Below are 19,994 nucleotides of genomic sequence, written 5' to 3'. Positions count from 1 at the left end.
CGCGCGGGTCAGGCGGCGGGCTTGGCTTCGATGCCCAGCGCCTCGTGCGCGAAGCGGAACATGCGAGCCCGCAGCTGCTCCAGGGCATCGAGGGCGCTCCGCCCCGAGCGATTGGCGGCGTCCTCCAGCCGCTCGCGGCAGCGCAGGTCCGCGCAGAGGATGACGCCCACCCGGCGCTTGCTCGTGACATCCGTGGTGAGCAGGGTGACCTCGCTCGACGAGCCGTAGTGGTGGCACCAGTCGCACAGGCGCGAGACGTTCTCTCCGCCCATCGAGTCGCGGCGGAAGATGATGCCGATGGGCTTGTGGCTGCCGGGCGCGGAGAAGATCAGATACACGCGAGCGCCCGAGGTCTCCGTCCACGCGAGGTAGTCACGCACGAACAAGGGGAACGAGAGACCCGGCGGCATCTCCATGACGCGGCGGTCTCGGGGGCGGAAGGACTGGATGAGCTCCCGGTCGGACTCGAATCGGAACACGGCTGCTCCTTGGCGGACGTCTGGACCTAACAGGCAGCGACTGCTGATTCTACCGGAACCCGGCGAGGAGTCGGCCCCCTCTTGCCCTGGCGGCGGGGGGAGGGGGCGTCACGGGTTGGCCTCACTGCGTCATTCCCAGACAGGGAAGACCACGACTCATCGGCTGACCGACGCATGACATGGCGATGGGAGAAGCATCGACACCCTGGCTCGGCGCCTCGCCGGCCACATCCCTGACTGGAGCCTCTCTCCCATGGACCGAGCCCCGCTGCCGTCGAGCAAGGAGCTCATTGCGAGGACCCGCCCCTTCGCCGCGCAGGACACGACGCGCTCGGGCTGGAACCTGATCGCCACCTATGCCGCGCTGGCGGCGGCCGCGACGTTGGCCGTGGCCGCGCCCTGGTGGCCCCTGCGCGCCCTGGGCGGTGTCCTGGAGGCGCTCGTCCTCATCCGCGCCTTCATCCTCTTCCACGACGCGATGCACGGCGCGCTCCTGCCCTCCTCGAGATGGGCGAAGGTGCTCTTCCATGTGCAGGGCATCCTCACGCTCACGCCCGCGCGCATCTGGAATGACACCCACAACCATCACCACGCGAACACCGCGCGGCTGGCGGCGGACTCCGCGGGCACCTTCGTGACGTGGACCACCGAGCAGTGGCGACAGGCCTCCGTCTGGCAACGGCTGGCCTACCGTGTCGAGCGCCATCCGGTGACGTTGCTGTTCGGCTATGTCACGGCGTTCCTCTACAGCCTCTGTCTGCTGCCCTTCGTGAAGAACCCGAAGCGCTACTGGACGTCAGGTCTTGCGCTGGGCGTCCACGTGGCGCTGTCGGTGGTGCTCTGGGTCTTCGCGGGGCCGGCCGTCTACCTGTTCGCCTTCGTGGGCCCGCTGTTCCTGGCCTACGCGCTGGGCACGTACCTGTTCTACGCGCAGCACAACTTCGACGACGTCCACATCCTGGCGGAGTCCCACTGGACGCACTCGGACGCGGCGCTGGAGGCGTCCAGCTACCTTCGCTGTGGCAAGGTGATGGCGTGGTTCACCGGCAACATCGGCTACCACCACGTGCACCACCTCAACCCGCGCATCCCGTTCTACCGGCTGCCGGAGGCGATGGCCGCCATCCCCGAGCTCCAGCAGCCCCACGTCACCACGCTGAGTCCCCGGGACATCGTGCGCTGTCTGCGGTTGAACCTGTGGGCGCCGGAGCTGGGTCGGATGGTGCGCTACCGCGACGCCTGGGCGCGAGGCTGAGTCCTCATCCGTGCCCGGCGCGCCACGGGTGGGCACGCCGGGCCGGAGGAGGTCTTCAGTTGTTGAGCATGGGGCGGCCCTGGTGGGCCACCAGCAGGTCATGCATGTCGTTGGCGTGCTCCTCTTCCTTGGCGAGGATGTCCTCCAGGAGCCGCCGCGTGGTGGGGTCCCGCTCCGCGAAGAAGCGGACCAGGTCGCGATACGTCTCGATGGCGATGCGCTCGGCCACCAGGTTCTCGCGAATCATGTCCACCAGCGTCTGCCCCTCGACGAACTGGCTGGAGCTGCGCTCCATCAGCCCCTCGGGGTTGAAGTTCGCGTGTCCCCCCAGCTGATTGATGCGCTCGGCGAGCCGCAGCGCGTGCTCCTGCTCCTCGCGCGCGTGCTCGGCGAACTCGTCCTTCACCGCTTCGCTGTGGATGCCCACCGCGGCGATGGAGTTCGACGTGTAGCGCAGCACGCAGACAATCTCCGTGGCGAGCGCGTCGTTGAGCAGCTTGAGGGTGGTTGCCACGTCGCCCTCGTAGTTCTCGGTGAGGGCGCCTTCCTCCAGGTGCTCGCGGGCGCGGCGGCGAATCTCCTGGAGGTTGCTGACGAAGGGCTGTGTCTCGGACATTCCGGGCCTCCTTCCAAGCGGTCAGTGCGTGACAGGAAGGTTCGGCGTCCGGCGCGGAATCGACCACCCTCGCGCGGGGCGCCGGTGCCTGTCCGCCCCTCCCGGGGGGACGGACTCAGTGCCTGGGGTGCGGCGCTTCGTGAGGCCCGGCGTGCGGCGGGGTGTGCGGCTCGGCGGAAGGCTCGGTGGGGCGCTCGGTCGGTGGAGGCGGGGGCCTGGGCTCTGGGTGCTCCTCGGCGGGCGGGGACGTGTGGTGCTCGGGGGGCGCGGACGGAGCGGGGTGCTCGGACGGAGGCGGGGGCGGCTTCTCCGGAGGGGACTCCGCTTGGGACGCGGGTGGCTGGCCGGTGGGGGGCGCGCTCAGGCGGGCTCGGCGCACGGGCTGTCCGGTGACCTGGGTGAACGCCTCGGCCGAGGGGCCTCGGTTCCACTCGCCGGTGCGTGCCTTCACCCGCTCACCCGCGAGCTCGGTCTGCTGGAGGATGCCGGCGACCCGGTCGGGCGCCACCACGTAGCGGCCCACGTCGGGGCGGGAGAAGTCGTGGACGTTCACGAAGTTCCACGCGAGGTCCACGTCCACGCCGGGCGGCGCGAACGGCACCCACCCCACGAAGCCGTCTCCCCAGCGCCAGTCCACCCAGGACGGCGCCCACTCGTCATCGGGCCACCACACCCAGCCCACGGAGGGCTGGAGGAACCAGCGGCCGTAGTGGAAGGGCGCCCACCCCCAGGCCCAGTCTGTCTGGAACGTCCAACCCCAGTCGCTCATCGCCCACTGCCCACCCGTGGAGTAGGGCACGAAGCCGTCGCCCACCACGGAGGCGGAGGGCTGCCACACCCACCCCGCTTCCGGGAGCTGGGTCCAGGTGCCATAGGGTGACAGCACGTCGCGGAACGTGGAGACGGGACTGCCCAGGGTCGGCGAGGTCGCTGTCACCTGGGGGCCGTACTCCTCTTGCGCGCTCGCGCAGCCCATGGCGAGCAACAGGGCGCTCGCGCACAGGCCTCCATTGCGGAGCCAGTGAGAGGGTTTGGTCGTCCAGGGGGCCATGGTCGTTCTCCGGGGGAAGACTCCACTCCCCAAGGTGTGTCGTCCCAGTCGGGGAAGCCGCCCCCCGGGGCGATGTCACGGGGCGCCCGATTGCTCGGGGCAGGGAGGCGCGGCGTCGGGGCGCGTGCCTCGTGGTCCTGCTCCCTGGGCGGGCGTCGGGGCGGTTACCGGCTCGCTTCGCCATGGGCAGACAAGGCAGACTGTCGGGGTGCGCTCGAGAATGTCCGCGGTCGCGGTCGTGCTGTTGCTGCCTGCCGTCGCGGTGGCGGGAATGCCTCACTTCTCGTTGACGGAGCTCGCCAGCGAGCGACTGGAAGCCATCTCGTTCTTCCTCGCCCTCTACGCGCTGGTGTCGGTGGGCGTCTGGGGCCTGTGGCGCCGGCTGCGCCGCGATGTGACGCGCCTGCCCGCGCTGAGCTTCGGCTCGGCGCTCGCGATGGTGTTCCTCCTGGGGCTGGCCCTTCAGCTCGTGCTGTCGATGATTGCGGGAGGCCGCGAGCTGATGACTCCGGGCGCGTGGGAGAAGTCGGGCGTCACGCATCGCCTCACGCCGACGCAGCTCCCCTCGGATTCGGAGCTGGTGCTCCAGGCGCGACGCCAGCGCTTGGACGAGCTGCGGCTGGCGCTCTGGGCGTATGCCGCGGACCACGGACGTGTGTTCCCCGCGAGCGACCACGGGCCGGAGCTTGCGCCCGCGCGCTGGAAGGTGCTCGGGGACTCCGGCATGCACTTCATCTACGTGGGAGGACAGAAGGCGGATGAGTCGTCGCTGCCGCTGGCGTATGAGCCGGGCATCTTCGGGCGCGAGCGCTGGGTGCTCTTCGCCAATGGCGACATCCAGCGTCTGCCCATCGAGGCCATCCACCGCGCGTTGATGGCGGAGGCCACGCCATGACGCGGTTCAGGCTCCTCTCCTGGATAGGTGTCCTCTTCGTGGGGCAGTGCTTCCTCCTCGCGCTGGGACAGACTTGGGTCTTCCTGGCGCCCTTCCTGCTCGTGTTCGGGTGGATCTCCTTCCTGCAGCGGGTGCTTCCCGAGGTGACGTTCAGCGGGAGGGCCATCGCGGAAGCGCTCGGGGTGACGGGCGTGCTGGCCGTCGGCGCGCATGTGTTCCTGCGGCGGCTGTGGCGCCAGCGTCGCGCGGACTCGCCGGGGCCTTCCGAGTGGCCCGCGCGCTGGAGCGTCATGCTGGTGGCCGCGATGGTGCTGCTCTTCACCGCGACCATGGCCTCGGTGGGCGTGGCCCATCATGTGGGGTGGATGATGTCGGGACGCGTGCCGCTGACGCGCAGCTCCTGGCCTCAGTGGAACATCGATGGCTCGCGCTCCGCGGGCCTGCTGTGTGAGACCGCGCTCACCCACGTCAAGGCGGGGACTCCCACGGAGCGGCTCTCGCTGAAGCTGCTCGAGGACCCCGAGACGCGAGCGCGGGCGGAGGCCCTGCACGTCGTCTCCAGGGTGAGCGAAGACCAGGAGCGCTATCTCCTGGTGTTCCCTCGAGACCCTCGCTCACGCGAGGAGGCGGGGGGCGCGTACTGTGGCCCGGGACTGGAGCGCGCGCGGCCACTCGACGCGGCGGCGGTGCAGGCGTGGCTCGCCGAGCCGGGGCGCTCGCCGCCACCTCCTCCCTCGCCCGAGTCGGTGCAGCGGGGTCTTCCATGACGCCGCGCCGCGTTGGGTTGGCGGCTCAACAGTCGGGGGACGGTGCGGGGCGCGGGTTGCCGTGGGCGTGGCGAGTCGCCGGATAATCACCGCGCATGGGAACGCTCACGCTCAGCGCCTCCGCGCACCTGTGGGAGCAGTTCCTCGTCGGCGCGCTCGACGGGGAGCAGGCGACGATTCCGGAGGTGCCTCCCATCCTCTCGAGGTGGCAGCGCTCGCGAGCGCTGGGGGCCCCCTGCACGGGTCTCCCGCACGAAGGACCCAGCGTCGGGAGTGCCGCGCTCGTCGAGCGCCGCGAGCGGCTGGAGCCCGTCTGGCACGAGGTGCGAGACATCCTGGACGTCCTCGCCGCGGCGCCACTGCCCTCGGGGCGGGTCGCGCTGCTGGCGGACCGGGAGGGCGTCATCCTCGCCACGCGCAGCTCGGGGGGCTCCTTCGGAGGGCACGCCGATGACGTGCGGCTGGTGGCCGGGGCCTGCTGGGACGAGGTGTCGCGCGGCACGAATGCCATCGGCACCGCGTTGGTGGAGTCCTCCGCGGTCGCGGTGGTGGGGCCCGCGCACTATGCGCAGCGGCACCATGGACTGGTCTGCTACGCGGCGCCGGTGAGGGACGCGTTCGGTGAGCTGGTCGGCGTGCTGGATGTCACCGGCCCCGCGAGCGGCGCGGATCCGCTGGTGCTGGTGGCGGTGGCGAGCATCGCGCACTCCGCGGAGGCACGGCTGCGCGAGGTGGCCTGGGCGCGCGTGGCATCCGCGGTGCGAGGGAGACTCGAGGCGCGGCTGGCCCGGGAGGATGGCCCCGTGCTGCTCATCGAAGCCCCGGGGCGGGTGCGGCGATTGAACGGGGCCGCGCGGACGGTGATGAGCCTGTCGCAGGGCTCGCCTGGGGAGCTGTCCTCGGGGCGGGTGCTCGGCTTGTCGTGGGCGGACTTGAAGGACGCGGCGCTGCGGGGGCATTCGCTGGAGGCGTGTCAGCCGTCGACGGGCGCGCGGTGGCGTGTCCAGGTGGAGGCGGTGGGGGAGGGGGACGTGACGCTCGCGGTGCTGGTGCGGCTGGAGCCTCGGCTCACGCGTGCGGTGGCGAAGCGGCTTCCCGTGGCGGAGGACGCCGGGCCCGAGGGGAGCGCCTGGGAGGCGCTGAAGGGAAGTGACTCCCAGCACCGGGCCATGCTGAAGGAGGCCGCGCGCTTCGCTCCGACGATGCTCCCTGTGCTGCTGCTCTCCGAGACGGGGACGGGCAAGGAGCTGCTCGCGCGAGCGGTGCATGCGGCGAGCTCGGTGGCCTCGGGGCCGTTCGTGGCGGTCAACTGTGGAGCGCTGTCGTCGGCGTTGCTGGAGAGCGAGCTGTTCGGTCATGCGCCCGGAGCCTTCACGGGGGCACGCGCGGGCGGGGCGGAGGGGAAGCTGGCGGCGGCGGACGGGGGCACCTTGTTCCTGGACGAGCTGGCGGAGATGCCCGCGGCGCTGCAGGTGTTGCTGCTGCGCGTGTTGGAGGACGGTGGATACTCGCGCGTGGGCGAGTCACACGTGCGGCACTCGCGCTTCCGCCTCATCGGCGCGACGTGCAGGGACCTGGATGCGGCCGTCCGGGCGGGCACGTTCCGTGGCGACCTCTACTATCGCCTCCAGGGCGTGATGCTGCGCCTTCCTCCGCTGCGGGAGCGCGACGACCTGGCCATGCTGGCTCAAGAGCTGCTGGGGCAGCTCTCGCTCGAAGGGGGCCATCCCGCGAGCACGCTGTCGACATCGGCGCTGGAGCGACTGAAGAACCACGGCTGGCCCGGCAACGTGCGCGAGCTGAAGACGGTGCTCCGATTGGCGCTGGTCCGCGCGGGGGGCGCGCGTGAGGTGGATGTGGCCGCGCTGCCCCCCGAGCTGGGACTCGGCCCCGGGGCCGTTCCGCGCGCGCCCGGAGGGGCCCGCGAGGACGCGGCGAGTGCCACGGGCCTGCGAGCGCTCGAGGCCCAAGCGGTGCGCGAGGCGCTGGAGCGCAGTGGGGGCAACATGGCCCGCGCGGCGCGGCGGCTCGGGGTCGCCCGCAGCACGCTCTACCGGATGGTGGAGCGCTTGGGGCTGGTGCTTCCACCGCGCGCCTGAGCCGGGTGCGGGGGCACGCGACAGTGTCGCGGGACGCTCCACGCGTGTCCGACAGAAGTGTCGCATCGCGGGACACGACGCGTCGCGGTGTCGGCGGTGGGACAGGTGGCACGCGGGGTGCTCTGGGGGCCGCGGCTTCCACCCGCAGCTCCACCTGAAGGAGAGCGTTCATGATCTACGCCGCCCCCAACCAGCCCGGCTCGAAGGTGAAGTTCAAGTCCCGCTACCAGAACTTCATCGGTGGCCGTTGGGTCGAGCCCAAGCGGGGCCAGTACTTCCAGAACATCACGCCCGTGACGGGCCAGGTCTTCTGCGAGATTCCCCGCTCCACGGCGGAGGACATCGAGCTGGCGCTGGACGCGGCGCACGCGGCGAAGGCCGCCTGGGGCCGCACCTCGCCCACCGAGCGCGCCAACATCCTGCTGAAGATCGCCGACCGGCTGGAGCAGGAGAAGGAGATGCTGGCGCTGGTGGAGTCCTGGGACAACGGCAAGCCCATCCGCGAGACGCTCGCGGCGGACCTGCCGCTGGCCATCGACCACTTCCGCTACTTCGCGAGCTGCATCCGCGCGCAGGAAGGCTCCATGAGCCAGTTGGACAGCGACACCGTCGCGTACCACTTCCATGAGCCGCTGGGCGTGGTGGGGCAGATCATCCCGTGGAACTTCCCCATCCTGATGGCGGCGTGGAAGCTGGCCCCGGCGCTGGCCGCGGGCAACTGCGTGGTGCTCAAGCCCGCGGAGCAGACGCCCGTGGGCATCCTGGTCGTCACCGAGCTCATCCAGGACCTGCTCCCCGACGGCGTGCTCAACGTGGTCAACGGCTTCGGCGTCGAGGCCGGCAAGCCGCTGGCGAGCAGCCCGCGCGTGGCGAAGGTGGCCTTCACGGGAGAGACGACGACGGGGCGCCTCATCCTCCAGTACGCGAGCGAGAACCTCATCCCGGTGACGCTGGAGCTGGGTGGCAAGAGCCCCAACATCTTCTTTGACGACGTGATGGCGCAGGACGACGACTTCCTGGACAAGGCGATGGAAGGGTTCGCCATGTTCGCGCTGAACCAGGGAGAGGTCTGCACCTGTCCGTCGCGCGCGCTGGTGGGCGAGCGCATCTTCAACCAGTTCATCGAGCGGGGCCTGGAGCGCGTGAAGCGCGTGCGGCCAGGCAACCCGCTGGACACCGACACGATGCTGGGGGCGCAGGCGTCGAACGACCAGCTCGAGAAGATTCTCGGCTACATCGACATCGGCAAGAAGGAGGGCGCCAAGGTGCTCACCGGCGGCGAGCGCGTGACGCTGCCCGGCGACCTCAAGGACGGCTACTACGTCGCGCCCACGGTGTTCCACGGCCACAACAAGATGCGCGTGTTCCAGGAGGAGATCTTCGGACCCGTCGTCAGCGTCACGACGTTCAAGGACTTCGACGACGCGATGCGCATCGCCAACGACACGCTGTACGGCCTGGGCGCGGGCGTGTGGACGCGCGATGGCAACACGGCGTACCGGGCGGGCCGCACCATCGAGGCGGGCCGCGTGTGGACCAACTGCTACCACCTGTACCCGGCGCACGCGGCGTTCGGTGGCTACAAGCAGTCCGGCATCGGCCGTGAGAACCACCTCAAGATGCTGGCCCACTACCAGCAGACCAAGAACCTGCTGGTGAGCTACAGCCCGAAGGCGCTGGGGTTCTTCTGATGAGCGACACCCGTGCCGAGCCCGGCGCGGGTGGGCAGGCGGAGCCGGAGGTGGCTCGGGTGGCGGTGACGCCCGAGGCCGCCTCCGTCATCCGCTCGCTGCGCACCGAGCATGGGCCGCTGATGTTCCACCAGTCGGGAGGGTGCTGCGATGGCAGCGCGCCCATGTGCTACCCCGCGAAGGAGTTCCGCGTGGGCCAGCGGGACGTCTTCCTGGGTGACGTGGAGGGCTGCCCCGTCTACATCGGCGGCGCGCAGTTCGAGGCCTGGCAGCACACCCACCTGACCCTGGACGTGGTGCCCGGCAGAGGCGCGGGCTTCAGCCTGGAGTCTCCCCGGGGCGTGAGGTTCCTCACCCGCAGCCGCGTCTTCACCGACGAGGAATACGAGCGGATGAAGCGCCAGCCCCCGCCACGCCGAGGCCCGCCGGAGTAGGGACCATACAGAACAGCTTTGCTCCATGAAGCCGTAATTCTAGAAAGGTCCTTGGCGCCTTCGCGCCGTGGTCCCGCTCTGGAGTTACGCTCGATGCGAAGCCCTCTCCTCCGTTTTTCGTCTCCCGTGGTGCTGGCAGGACTCGTGTTGATGGGTTGTGGAGGGAGCGCCCCCGAGGCGGAGGCTCCCAACCCGTCTGCGCCGGAGGGCACGGAGGTGCCCGCTGGAGAGGTTCGCGCGATGAGCGGGCCCATCGCCTCCATCCTGTGTCTGCGCCCGGAGTTCGGCGGGGTGGACTGCACGGGCTCGGCGACCGGCGGCACTCCGCCGTACAGGTACTACTGGGGGCGGCAGGTCTATCACTACGAGGGGTCGGTCCATCACACGCTCCCCGGCTCGCTGGGGGGCTCGACTCGGAACTACCCCTGCTACGCCCCGTCGGACGAGTGGCCCGCGACGTATGAAATCCTCCCCACGCTCTTCGTCCGAGACGCGGCAGGTGTTCAGTCCTCGACGGTCTCCGACTCGTGGCAGGCCTGCCAGCCTTGAGGGTGCTCCCGGGAGGGGCCTCTGTTCCTCCGGTCCGCTGCCGGGGCCAAGCTGTCTCAGGGTGACAGGAGTACCCGAGTGGAATGACAGCGGGCGCCGGGACTCGGGGCCCGCTGTCGGAAGCCGCCCCTCAGGCCGCCGCTTCGTCGAGGATGTCGAGCGCGTCCCGGACGCCGGGCAGGGCGGAGAGCAGCTCCAGCTCGGCCGTCTGGAGGACGGAGGTCCGCTTGCCGGAGACGCGCTCCATCGTCAGCTCGATGCGGTGGTCGCCCTTCGCGTTGACGCGGCGGAAGATGCGGGCGCGCCGCCCCTCCGCCCGGCAGGCGAGGATGTCCTTCTGGAGGCTGCGCAGGCGCCGGAAGACCTTGAGCGCCAGCCGCCCCTCGGGGGTGTCGAAGGTGTGGAAATGCCGATTCCGCGACAGCGGCTGGCTGGGGTCGTGAAGCCGCTCCACGAGACGCCGAACGAATGGGTCCATCGACGACGGAGGATAACATCCGGTACCCTGCGGCTCAGCGATGCCTTGGAGAAATCGAACCCTGCCCTGGACCCTGGCCCTCCTCCTGCCGCTTGCCTGTAAGGAACCGGAGGTGGCCGCCGTCCAGAACCGTGCTCAACAGGCCCAGGCGGCCCTGGGCGAAGCCCGCGCGCACCTCGCCAACGGCCAGGCCCCCGCGGCCCTCACGGCGCTCAAGCGCGCGGCCACCGCCGCCCCGGACAGCGCGGAGCCCTACCTGTTGATGGCCGACGCCCACCTCATGAACAACAACATGGGCGCCGCCATCATGTCCCTCAAGCAGGCGGAGGCCCTCATCCCTGGGACGGACCCCACCATCCAGAAGCAGCTCTCCGAGCTGTACCTGAGCAATGGCAACACCCAGGAGGCCCTCACCATCCTCACGACCCTGCGCGACTCCCGGTTGTTGACGGAAGCCGACACGCTGGGGCTGGCCCGCTTCCAGGCCCGCGAGGGGCAGATAGAAGCGGCCTTCGCGACGCTGGAGAGTGTGCTGCGCGACAGCCCGGATGACCCGGAGGCCAAGGCCATGGAGGCCGAGGTCCTGCTCATGAAGGGCGACGAGCTGCTCGCCGCCAACCTCATGGACAAGCTGCTCCAGCAGAACCCCGCGCACACGTCCGCGCGCCTCCTGCGAGCGCGCTACTTCCTGGTCAACGGCGTGCCGCAGATGGCGGAGGCGGACCTCCAGGCCGTGGAGGGCAAGGACGCCCGACGCGCGGACGTCATCATGCTGCGGGCCCGCGCGCTCCTGGCGCAGGGCCGCGCCACCGACGCGGAGGCCACGCTCAAGCCCCTGGTGGACGCGGAGCCGCAGAACGCCGAGGCCCTGGCGTGGATGGCGGAGACGGTGCTGGCGCAGGGCCGCCGCGCGGACTCGCTGACGCTCGTGGACCGCGCGCTCCAGTTCCGCCCCCGACTGGCCCGGGCCCTCTACGTGCGCGGCCGCGCGCAGGAGGAGGCCAACGACAAGAAGGGCGCGGAGGAGAGCTACCGCTTCGCCCTCAGCGCGGAGCCTCGCTTCGCCCCCGCGCACTCGCGCCTGTGGCGGCTGTACCTCCAGACGGAGCGCAAGGTGGATGCGTACTCCGCGCTGGAGCGGCTGCTCGCGCTCAGCGAGGCGTCGCAAGAGGAGAAGGTCGCCCTCGCGAAGCTCTCCGCTCAGCTCCAGACGCAGGTGGCGCGCGCGACGAAGCTCATCGACGAGGCCCTCAAGCGAGAGCCGGACAACACCGAGTACCAGGAGGTGAAGAAGGCCCTCCTGGCGCTGGCGCCGAAGCCCGAGAAGAAGAAGCCCACCGGGCCCATCATCATCCGCGGCGGCCGCCGCTGACCTTCGCCTTCGCCGGCGGCAGCGAGGGGGCTCCGGGCAGGCCCGGGGCCTCCGCCACCACGCGCTCCAAGGCCTTGAGGCCCTTGCGCTGGCCCACCGCCACCACCGTGAGGTTCTCCTTCCGGAAGTAGCGACGGGCGACCTCGCGGACGCGCTCGGCGGACTGTGAGTCCACCAGGTCCGCGCGGTGGGCGAAGGTCTCCGGCGCGCGGAACAGCTCCGTGCCGCCGAACCACCCGGCCAGCTCCCCCGGCGAGTCCTGCGAGAACTCCAGCAGCATGCGGTGACGGCGCTTGGCGCGCGCCAGCTCCTCGTCGCCAATCAGGTCGTCGCACAGCGTGCCGAGCACCCGCAGCGACTCCTGCACCACCTGGGACGCCTTCTCGGGGGCGCTGGCGGCCTCGATTTCGAACAGGCCCGCGTCGTCGTACGCGTCCAGCGAGGCGTGGACGGAGTAGGCCAGCCCGCGCTTCTCCACGATTTCGAACGGCAGGCGCGAGGACAGGCCGTCATCCATCACGCGGCGGATGATCTGCAGCGCGGCGTAGTCGTCGTGCTGCTCCGGCACGGTGCGGAAGTTGAGGCGGAACTCCGTCTGCGATTCGTCGTGCGAGACGAAGTGCAGCAGGGGGCCCGGCGCGGCGGGAGGCGGAGGCGTCTCCGTGCTCGCGAGGCCCTTGGGCAAGCGAGCGAAGGCGCGCTCGGTCAGCTCCAGCACCTCGTCGCGGCGCACGCGGCCCGCGGCGGTGACCACGATGTTGCCGGTGACGTAGTGCTGGGCGAAGTGCTCCAGCACCTGCGAGTGCTGGAGGGCGGAGACGGAGTCGCGCGTCCCGGCGATCTTGAGGGCCAGCGGGTGGTTGGGGAAGAGCAGGTGCTTGGACAGGTTGTCCAGGTCGATGTCCCGGCCCTTCTCGTCGACCTCGTCCAGCATCTCCTCGAGGATGATCTGCCGCTCCACCTCCATGTCGGTGAGGCGGGGGCGGGTGAGCATGTCCCCGAGGATGTCCAGGCCCACGCGGAAGTGCGCCGGGTGCAGGGGCGTGTAGTAGTAGCCGTGGTCCCGGGTGGTGACGCCGTTGAGGTTGCCGCCCACTTCCTCCACGGCGGCGTTCATCTTCACGGTGTCCGGCCAGCCTTCACTGCCCCGGAAGAACAGGTGCTCCAGGTAGTGGCTGACGCCGTTGTTCGCGGCCGTCTCGTGCCGGCTGCCGGTGCGGACGTAGATGGCGAGCAGGGCGGTGTGGAGGTGGGGCGTCTCGACGGTGACGACGCGGAGCCCGGAGGGCAGCACGTCCCGATACGATGTGAAGCTCATGCGCGAGGAAGCCTTAACACGAAGGCCGTGCCCTGGCCGGGAATACTCTGGCAGGAGAGCGAGCCGCCGTGTGCCTGGAGAATCTGTTGACTCACCGCCAGCCCCAGGCCCGTACCGCCCTCCTTGGTGGTGAAGAACGGCTCGAAGAGGTGCTCGCGCACCTCCTCCGTCATGCCCTGACCTGTGTCCTTCACCGTCACCTCCACGTCCTGCTCCAGGGGGCGGGTGGCGATGGTGAGCAGGCCCCCGTGGGGCATCGCCTCGCGGCTGTTGCGCAGGAGGTTGAGGAAGACCTGGCGCAGCTGCCCCTCGTCGGCGAGCACGGCGGGCGTCTCCGGCGCGAACTCGCGCACCACCTCCACGCCCGCGCGCATCAGCTCCTCGCGTGAGAAGTCCAACACCCCGTCGAGGACCGCCGTCACGTCGCGAGGGTCCAGGTCCGGCCGCTGGGGCCGGGCCATGCGCAGGTAGTGCTCGGTGACGTCCGCCAGTCGGTCCACCTCGCGGGTGACGGCGGACAGCAGGTCCTTCACCTCGCCGGCCTCGCCCGGGTCCGGGAAGGTGGCCTGCTCCACCGCGTCGCCCAGCAGCTCCACGTTGAGTCCGATGGAGGACAGCGGGTTGCGCACCTCGTGGACGATTTGCGCGGAGATGCGGCCCACGGCGGCGAGCTGCTCGGCGCGCATCAGCGCCTCCGCCTGGGCCTTGATCTGCGCCTCGCGGGCCTGGAGCGAGCGCGCCATCTGGTCGAACGCGCGCGCGAGCACCGCCACCTCGTCGTGGCCCTTCACGCCGAGCTGCGCGCTGTAGTCGCCCTTGCCGATGCGCGACACGCCCTCGATGAGCGTGCGCACCGGGCGCAGCGTCCGGGCCGACCACGCCGTGGCGCCCAGGCCCAGGAGGATGGCCGCGACGGAGAGGCTGATGATGGCCAGGCCCGTCTGCCGCTCCCGCTCCTCGGCGCCGTCCACGCGCTCCCGGATGCGGTTGGACAGCGACAGGCGCAGGAGGCGCAGCTCGCGGCCGATGGCGTCCTCCATGCTGAGCACATCCGCGGTGGCGCGCTCCACCTGGGCCTTGTCCGGGGCCTGCTTGCTGAAGGCGTCGAAGACGCTCTCCGCGGCGCGGCCGTATTCCCGATAGCGCGTGTCCAGCTCCGCCAGCCGCGACTCCAGCTCCTGGATGAAGCGCACCTCGCTCTCCGGGGCCATGGCGCGAAGCTGCGTGGCCCGCTCGCGCGTCGCCGCCAGCCGCTGGGAGATGAACGTCGTGGGCACGTAGACGCGCGCCAGGCGGATGATGGCGCGGCGAATCTCCGCGCTGTCCTCCTCCAGCATGCGCGAGGTGTGGCGCTGCTGGTTGGCGTGGTTCATCTCCATCTCCGCGGCGTCCTGGGAGAGCTGGAGATAGCCCTGGCTCACCAGCCGGATCTCCAGCCGGTTGCGGTGCAGCTCCGCGACGCTGAAGAGGGACACCAGGCCGAAGGTGACGAGCACCACCGCGTAGCCCAGGAAGATGCGGGTGGCCAGGGAGAGCTTCATGCGCGCGGAGGCCGGACAGAGGCCAGGAGGCCATCGCTACGCGGCCCGGGGCTGGGACGCAAGCAAAGCCGTCCTCCCGGGTGGGCGCAGGCCCTCCTGACCCATGGACTCATGGCGGGGGAGGATAGCCCGGCGGCGGGCCCCGGGCGCGGGGGCATTCGCGCAAGTCAGTTGCAATCGCCCCCGGGGCCGGGCCGTAGAGCGGCGGTGAGCCTCCTTGCCCGCTCCCCCGGGAACCGCGCCGTGCCCTCGTCGTTCCACCTCCTCCTGGGGGCCTTGCTGGCCCTGGGGCCCCTGTCCTCCAGTGCTCAGTCCGCGCGGCCGGTGGAGCCTGCCCCGCCGGCCCCGGTGGTCGCGGACGAGGCTCGGAAACTCCTGGGCATCTGGGCCGCGGAGCCCGTCTTCGGGCCGGAGGTCCAAGGCGAGCTCACGGTGGTGCGCGAGGGCGGCGCCTGGCGCGCGAGCATCGCGGGTTTCGAGGTGCCGGGGCGCGTGGACAAGGACGTGCTGACGGTGGCGCTGCCAGGAGGGCAGGGGACGTTCCGAGGCAAGGTGGGCGCCGATGGCAAGTCCCTCCGAGGCCACTGGGTGCAGCCCCAGGTCGTCGTCGGAGGTGTCCAGTACGCCTCGCCCGTGGAGCTGCGAGCGCTGCGCAAGGGTGCCTGGCGAGGCACCGTGACGCCCTGGGCGGACCGGCTCACGTTGTACCTGGGCGTGTACGAGCGCCCGGATGGCTCCATCGGCGCGTACCTGCGAGACCCGGAGAAGGGCTTCGGTCGGCAGTTCGCGTTCAACGTGACGCTGCGGGAGGGCGCCGTGACGCTGGTGGACCCGCGCGGGCCGACGACGCTCGAGGGCACACATGACGCGGGGCAGGACCGGCTCACCGTGTCCCTCTTCTTCCTGGGGCCGCTCCAGTTCACCCGGAGGGACCGGGACCAGGCGGTGGGGCTCTACGCGCGCACGCCCGCGCTGGGGCCGTATGTCTACCGAGCCCCTGTCGCGGAGTCGGATGGCTGGACGACGGCGTCGCTCCAGGACGTGGGCATGGACCCCGCGCCCATCGCCGCGCTGATGCAGCGCATCCTCGACACGGAGCCGGGCCCCACGGCGAAGCCGCTCATCCAGGGCGTGCTCATCGCGCGCCGGGGCAAGCTCGTGGTGGAGGAGTACTTCCACGGCTTCGACAAGGAGCGCCTGCATGACCTGCGCTCCGCCTCCAAGACGCTGGCGCCCGTGCTGGTGGGCACCGCCATCGAGCAGGGCGCGAAGCTCTCCGCGCAGACACCGGTCTACTCGATGTTCCCCGCGTACAAGCCCTCCGCGCCCCTGGACCCGCGCAAGGCCCAGCTCACGCTGGAGCACTTGATGACGATGACCTCGGGGCTCGACTGCGATGACAACAACGAGGAGTCGCCGGGCGGAGAGGACCGCGTCCAGTCGCAGGAGGGGGACTGGTACACGTACACGCTGGACCTGCCCATGGGCCGGGCACCGGGAGGCCCGCAGGCGGTGTACTGCACCGCGGGCATCAACCTGCTGGGCGGCGTGGTGCGCAACGCGACGGGGACGTGGCTGCCCGAGCACTTCGAGCGCACCGTGGCACGGCCGCTCCAGTTCCGTCGCTACGCGATGAACCTGATGCCGGATGGCGAGGCGTATCTCGGCGGCGGGCTCTATGCGCGGCCTCGGGATGCGCTGAAGCTGGGGCAGCTCTACCTGGCGGGCGGCGTGTGGAAGGGGCAGCGCGTGGTCAGCAAGCGCTGGGTCGAGCGCTCCATCGCGCGTCACTCCGTCATGAGCCCGGAGCGCACGTATGGCTATGCGTGGTGGCGGCACGAGCTGAAGGTCGGCGAGCGCGTGTATGCGGAGTACGAGGCGGGCGGCAACGGAGGCCAGTACGTCATGGTCATCCCCGAGCTGGAGCTCACGGTGATGTTCACCGGCGGGAATTACGGTCAGTTCAACCTCTGGAAGACGTTCCGGGAGGAATTGCTGCCGCGCTACATCCTCGCGGCCGTCCGTCCGTAGGCCCGCTGGGCACCCGCCCGCGTCTTGGCTCGACGCCTGGAGGCAAACGCGGGTAGAAGGCCGGGCCATGGAGCCCGTCTCGAAGAAGAAAGTCTCGCTGGTGACCGAAATCTCGAAGGAGTTCACCTTCGAGGCCGCGCATCGCCTCCCGAATGTCCCCCCCGGCCACAAGTGCTCGCGCGTCCACGGGCACAGCTACCGCATCGAAATCACCGTCCGGGGACCGGTGGACCCTCACTTCGGCTGGATTGTCGACTTCTCCGAGCTCAACGCCGCCTGGCAGTCGCTGCACGCGCAGCTGGACCACCGGCTGCTCAACGACGTGGAGGGGCTGGAGAACCCCACGAGCGAGCTGCTGGCGGCCTGGGTCTACGAGCGGCTGAGCTTCCCCAACTTCCCCGCCGCGCGCGTGGTGAAGCTGCGCGTGTCCGAGACGTGCACCTCGCAGTGCACCGTCTACCCGGCCGAGGGCTGAGCCCTCAGGTCTCCACCTGGCCCAGGTTGGCGTGCAGCACGGCGCCATTCACCGTGGCCGTGGTGGCGCAGAAGTAGAGGACGTGGGCGATCTCCTCCGGAGTGATGAGTCGCCCGAACGTGGACTTGGAGGCGATGGAGGCCCGGAGCTCGGGCTTGTCGCCCAGGTGCTCGCGCAGGAGCTCCGTGTCGGTGAAGCCGGGGCACACGCAGACGGTGTGGATGCCCGTGCCCACCAGGTCCTGGCAGGTGGCGCGCATCAGCCCGACGAGCGCGTGCTTGGACGTCACGTAGGTGGCGTTGTTGCGCACGGCCTTCTCCGACAGCGTGGAGCCCACGTAGAGGATGGAGGAGCCCTCGCGCAGGTAGGGCCGCGTCAGCCGGTTGAGCACCGCGGGCGCGACGAGGTTGACCTCCAGCACCCGGCGCAGGTGCTCCGCCGTGAGCGCGAGCGCGTCGTCGTGCTCGTAGAGCGCGGCGTTGTGCACCAGCGTGACGCGGCGAGGAGACGGCCCCAGGTGCTCGCGCAGCGCGGCCTCCACGCGAGGCTCCCAGTCGCCGGAGCCCAGGTCCACGCGCAGGTCCACGACGCCGGGCACGCCGCTCTCGCCGCGCGACAGGTTCAGGACGCTCCAACCTTCTTTCTGGAAGCGCGCCGCCGCTGCTTGTCCGATGCCTCGGCTGGCGCCAGTGATGAGGGCCCAGTCCTTCACGCCGCCTCCCACTCCCAGGAGGACCACTGGCCGGGGCCGGAGGCACACTTCACCACCAGCTTCAGGACACCATCGCGGCGCATCGCGGAGCCATCTCCCACCAGCTCCTCGCCGAAGACGCGCGCCAGCTCCTCCAGCGTCACGTTCGCCACCGGGAGCACCGTCACGTCGCGGGCCAGGAAGCGGAGCTCCTCGCCGTTGAAGTGGGCGAGCACATCGCCCTTGGCGTTCCGCTCCAGCTTGAGGTGGGGGGAGCGGTCCGGGAGGAAGAAGGTCTCGTTCCAGGAGTGGCAGCGCTCGATGATGGTCCGCTTCAGCGGGCCGTAGTCGGAGAGCATGCCGTTGTCGGTCACCTCCCCCGTCAGCGCGACGAAGACGGTGAAGTTGTGGCCGTGCAGGTTCTCGCGGTGCGTCGCGGAGAAGATGGTGAAGTGCCCGGCCGAGAACTTCATCTCTTCCTTGTGCAGCTCGAGGGTCGTCGTGCGTGGCATGGGCTCCCCAGGGGTTAGCACCAAGCCCCATCCACCTCAACGGGCGTGCTCCGGGCCCGGTGCGAGAAGTGTCACGCCCTGGCACGTCCTGGCGCGGCGGAGGGGAAATGCGCGATTCTGGAGGGCCCCATGCTCTGGTCCCTCCTTTCGCTGGGTGTGCTCCTGTCGGCGAAGCCGCCATCGGACGAGAAGGTCTTCGTCCCGTGTCCTCTGTCGACCCCGGAGTGGGCGGAGGCCCGGGAGCGCTTCCGGGCCCTGGATGCCCGGGTGGAGGCGCTGCCGGACGAGGACGATGCCCGGTCCACCGTGGTGGCCCTGGGCGAGGTCCTGAAGTCGCGCTGCTTCGAGATGAGCCGCGAGGAGACGTCCTCGCCCGTGTCGGAGGAGGAGCCTCCACCGGCGCTGTCGCTGAAGGCGTGGTGGCGGCAAGGCGGGCGGGCGTGGGTGGAGTCGTACCTGGAGCTGGGCAAGCCGGAGGTGCGCACGGTGGTGTTGCCCCCCGAGGTCCGTCCCGCGTTGGCGCGAGAGACGGCGGCGCCGGACCACCGGCTGGCGTCGCTGCTGTGCTCGGCGGCGGACCGCGAATGCGCGAAGCAGATGGTGTCGTGGGAGGTGAAGGCGGAGGCGTCCTTCGCCCGCGAACGCGACCGGGTGGCGAAGACCACGGACCTCGACGAGAAGATTGCCGCGCGGTGCGTGGCGGAGGCCCGCGCGAAGCCCGCGCGCTGGCGCTACACGTCCTGGCGGAGCTGCCAGCGGGACTCCATCAGCCATGGCACCCAGCCTCCTGTCATCCGGATGCGGATGCCGACGGACGGCTGGCTGGTGATGCGGGGCCGCCGGGGGCACCACTCCTTCTGCGACGAGGTGCGTGCCTACCACCTGGGCACGGGCACGGCCTGGGTCTCCCAGAGCTGCAGCGAGCTGGCGCTCTACGAGGATGACGCGCGGCTGGGCCAGGTGGACGTCCAGGCCACCGACGCGGCCCGCAGCGCGAGGGTGGCGGTGGGCACCGTGTCGCTCGACCTGCTGCGGGAGATGGCGCGCGCGGTGCTGCTGGCCGATGAGCCCATGGCCCACGGCCGCGCGTCGGCCATCTCCGTCCCGGTGCCGAAGGGCTATCGAATCGAATGGCGGGAGCGGAAGTCGGGCCTCTCCTCCGTGGGCATGGGCGGGGGCGCGGGGTGGTTCACCTCCGGGCAGACCCGCCTGACGTGGACATGGTTTCCGCCCGAGCGCGCCGAGCCCCTGGCGGGCGAGCTGACCTGGCCCGATTCATCCCAGCCGATGGAGGACCTCGCCGACCGCCTCGTCGTCGAGGCGGAGGAGACCTTCAAGCAGGGTTGCCCCGCGCGCCTCGCGCCCGCCGCGCTGCTCGACTTCACCCAGCCCCCGGGCGTCAACCGGCTCGATGCCCCCACGGGAGTCGCCCGCCCCCAGGACGCGCTCCTCACCGCGCTGAGGACCTGGCAGCCGCCGCCGGGCTGCTCCGTCCCGAAGGAGTAATTCCTCCCGCCCTCCCGCGTTTCTCCCAGTGCTTGGGAAGAATGCGTTGCGAACCTCGCGAGGGGGTAATTAGTAATGGGCCATGTTGCAAATTACCTCCCTGGTGAGGCGTGTCAGGTCCCGCGCGCGAGCTTCGTCGGCGCGCTGTTGTCGTCATTTTTCGCGATAGCGCTTCATCGGGTCTCGTGTGGGGGGACCGTACCCGCTCGATGACCTGGTGTTCCGCGGTCGCGG

19 protein-coding genes are annotated in these 19,994 nt (G+C 70.6%); 11 read left to right on the top strand and 8 right to left on the bottom strand.

Annotated elements, in window-relative coordinates; all coding sequences use genetic code 11:
• Positions 1-8: 8 nt before the first annotated feature.
• On the bottom strand, positions 9-479 hold the full coding sequence (locus tag MYSTI_RS27490; RefSeq protein ID WP_015351076.1) for an FBP domain-containing protein: 471 nt from the start codon (positions 477-479) through the stop codon (positions 9-11).
• Positions 480-732: 253 nt separating this feature from the next.
• On the opposite strand from MYSTI_RS27490, the gene MYSTI_RS27485 reads away from it, so the two are divergent.
• The gene (locus tag MYSTI_RS27485) at positions 733-1,734 is read left to right on the top strand and encodes a fatty acid desaturase family protein (RefSeq protein ID WP_015351075.1); all 1,002 of its coding nucleotides are present in this window, start codon (positions 733-735) and stop codon (positions 1,732-1,734) included.
• 55 nt (positions 1,735-1,789) lie between these two features.
• Here the strand turns inward: MYSTI_RS27485 and MYSTI_RS27480 are convergent, their stop codons facing one another.
• Together MYSTI_RS27480 and MYSTI_RS45395 are read right to left on the bottom strand one after the other, a co-directional pair.
• Positions 1,790-2,350 carry a ferritin-like domain-containing protein gene (locus tag MYSTI_RS27480; RefSeq protein ID WP_015351074.1) on the bottom strand — a complete coding sequence of 187 codons (561 nt, stop codon included), beginning with the start codon at positions 2,348-2,350 and terminating at the stop codon, positions 1,790-1,792.
• A 115-nt stretch (positions 2,351-2,465) separates the two neighbouring features.
• On the bottom strand, positions 2,466-3,401 hold the full coding sequence (locus MYSTI_RS45395) for a DUF6600 domain-containing protein (RefSeq protein ID WP_015351073.1): 936 nt from the start codon (positions 3,399-3,401) through the stop codon (positions 2,466-2,468).
• Positions 3,402-3,621: 220 nt separating this feature from the next.
• Between MYSTI_RS45395 and MYSTI_RS27470 the strand changes: the two genes are divergently transcribed.
• The 6 genes from MYSTI_RS27470 (at position 3,622) to MYSTI_RS27445 (ending at position 9,836) form a co-directional block, all read left to right on the top strand.
• Positions 3,622-4,296 (top strand): hypothetical protein, encoded by a 675-nt coding sequence (locus MYSTI_RS27470; protein ID WP_015351072.1) that lies wholly within the window; start codon positions 3,622-3,624, stop codon positions 4,294-4,296.
• Positions 4,293-5,063, top strand: a complete 771-nt coding sequence (locus tag MYSTI_RS27465) for a hypothetical protein (RefSeq protein WP_015351071.1) — start codon at positions 4,293-4,295, stop codon at positions 5,061-5,063. Before MYSTI_RS27470 ends, MYSTI_RS27465 begins: the two co-directional genes overlap by 4 nt.
• Positions 5,064-5,158: 95 nt before the next feature.
• Positions 5,159-7,162: a sigma-54-dependent Fis family transcriptional regulator gene (locus MYSTI_RS27460; protein ID WP_015351070.1), complete on the top strand. Its 2,004-nt coding sequence runs from the start codon at positions 5,159-5,161 to the stop codon at positions 7,160-7,162.
• A gap of 170 nt (positions 7,163-7,332) precedes the next feature.
• Entirely contained in the window at positions 7,333-8,853 is a 1,521-nt protein-coding gene (gene adh, locus MYSTI_RS27455; RefSeq protein ID WP_015351069.1) for an aldehyde dehydrogenase, read from the top strand.
• Positions 8,853-9,287 (top strand): DUF779 domain-containing protein, encoded by a 435-nt coding sequence (locus MYSTI_RS27450; RefSeq protein WP_015351068.1) that lies wholly within the window; start codon positions 8,853-8,855, stop codon positions 9,285-9,287. The genes adh and MYSTI_RS27450 overlap by 1 nt, the downstream gene beginning before the upstream one ends.
• Positions 9,288-9,380: 93 nt before the next feature.
• Positions 9,381-9,836 (top strand): hypothetical protein, encoded by a 456-nt coding sequence (locus tag MYSTI_RS27445; protein ID WP_144370162.1) that lies wholly within the window; start codon positions 9,381-9,383, stop codon positions 9,834-9,836.
• 130 nt (positions 9,837-9,966) lie between these two features.
• Here the strand turns inward: MYSTI_RS27445 and MYSTI_RS27440 are convergent, their stop codons facing one another.
• Positions 9,967-10,314, bottom strand: coding sequence for a hypothetical protein (locus MYSTI_RS27440; RefSeq protein WP_015351066.1), 348 nt, complete (start codon positions 10,312-10,314; stop codon positions 9,967-9,969).
• A gap of 112 nt (positions 10,315-10,426) precedes the next feature.
• Between MYSTI_RS27440 and MYSTI_RS27435 the strand changes: the two genes are divergently transcribed.
• The gene (locus tag MYSTI_RS27435; RefSeq protein ID WP_233277970.1) at positions 10,427-11,686 is read left to right on the top strand and encodes a tetratricopeptide repeat protein; all 1,260 of its coding nucleotides are present in this window, start codon (positions 10,427-10,429) and stop codon (positions 11,684-11,686) included.
• Here MYSTI_RS27435 and MYSTI_RS27430 read toward each other — a convergent pair.
• Both MYSTI_RS27430 and MYSTI_RS27425 read right to left on the bottom strand, forming a co-directional pair.
• The gene (locus MYSTI_RS27430; RefSeq protein ID WP_015351064.1) at positions 11,664-13,004 is read right to left on the bottom strand and encodes a M16 family metallopeptidase; all 1,341 of its coding nucleotides are present in this window, start codon (positions 13,002-13,004) and stop codon (positions 11,664-11,666) included. The two genes, MYSTI_RS27435 and MYSTI_RS27430, sit on opposite strands and share 23 nt — an antisense overlap.
• A complete protein-coding gene (locus tag MYSTI_RS27425) occupies positions 13,001-14,545 on the bottom strand; it encodes a sensor histidine kinase (protein ID WP_015351063.1) in 1,545 nt (514 codons plus the stop codon). Before MYSTI_RS27425 ends, MYSTI_RS27430 begins: the two co-directional genes overlap by 4 nt.
• A gap of 207 nt (positions 14,546-14,752) precedes the next feature.
• Here MYSTI_RS27425 and MYSTI_RS27420 point away from each other — a divergent pair, with 207 nt between their 5' ends.
• Together MYSTI_RS27420 and queD are read left to right on the top strand one after the other, a co-directional pair.
• A complete protein-coding gene (locus tag MYSTI_RS27420) occupies positions 14,753-16,576 on the top strand; it encodes a serine hydrolase domain-containing protein (RefSeq protein WP_233277969.1) in 1,824 nt (607 codons plus the stop codon).
• 67 nt (positions 16,577-16,643) lie between these two features.
• Entirely contained in the window at positions 16,644-17,051 is a 408-nt protein-coding gene (gene queD, locus MYSTI_RS27415) for a 6-carboxytetrahydropterin synthase QueD (protein WP_015351061.1), read from the top strand.
• Between the two features lie 4 nt (positions 17,052-17,055).
• Here queD and MYSTI_RS27410 read toward each other — a convergent pair whose 3' ends face one another.
• A complete protein-coding gene (locus tag MYSTI_RS27410) occupies positions 17,056-17,763 on the bottom strand; it encodes an SDR family NAD(P)-dependent oxidoreductase (RefSeq protein WP_015351060.1) in 708 nt (235 codons plus the stop codon).
• Complete coding sequence (locus MYSTI_RS27405) at positions 17,760-18,254, bottom strand: 6-pyruvoyl trahydropterin synthase family protein (RefSeq protein ID WP_015351059.1); 495 nt, start codon at positions 18,252-18,254, stop codon at positions 17,760-17,762. Before MYSTI_RS27405 ends, MYSTI_RS27410 begins: the two co-directional genes overlap by 4 nt.
• Before the next feature lie 129 nt (positions 18,255-18,383).
• On the opposite strand from MYSTI_RS27405, the gene MYSTI_RS27400 reads away from it, so the two are divergent.
• Positions 18,384-19,760 (top strand): hypothetical protein, encoded by a 1,377-nt coding sequence (locus MYSTI_RS27400; RefSeq protein ID WP_015351058.1) that lies wholly within the window; start codon positions 18,384-18,386, stop codon positions 19,758-19,760.
• The last annotated feature ends 234 nt before the right edge of the window (positions 19,761-19,994 follow it).

Origin of the sequence: Myxococcus stipitatus DSM 14675 (assembly GCF_000331735.1) — a bacterium.
GTDB classification, from domain to species: Bacteria; Myxococcota; Myxococcia; order Myxococcales; family Myxococcaceae; genus Myxococcus; species Myxococcus stipitatus.
The sequence above is the reverse complement of the archived record's forward strand: the minus strand, read 5'-3'. Positions and strand labels throughout refer to the sequence as shown.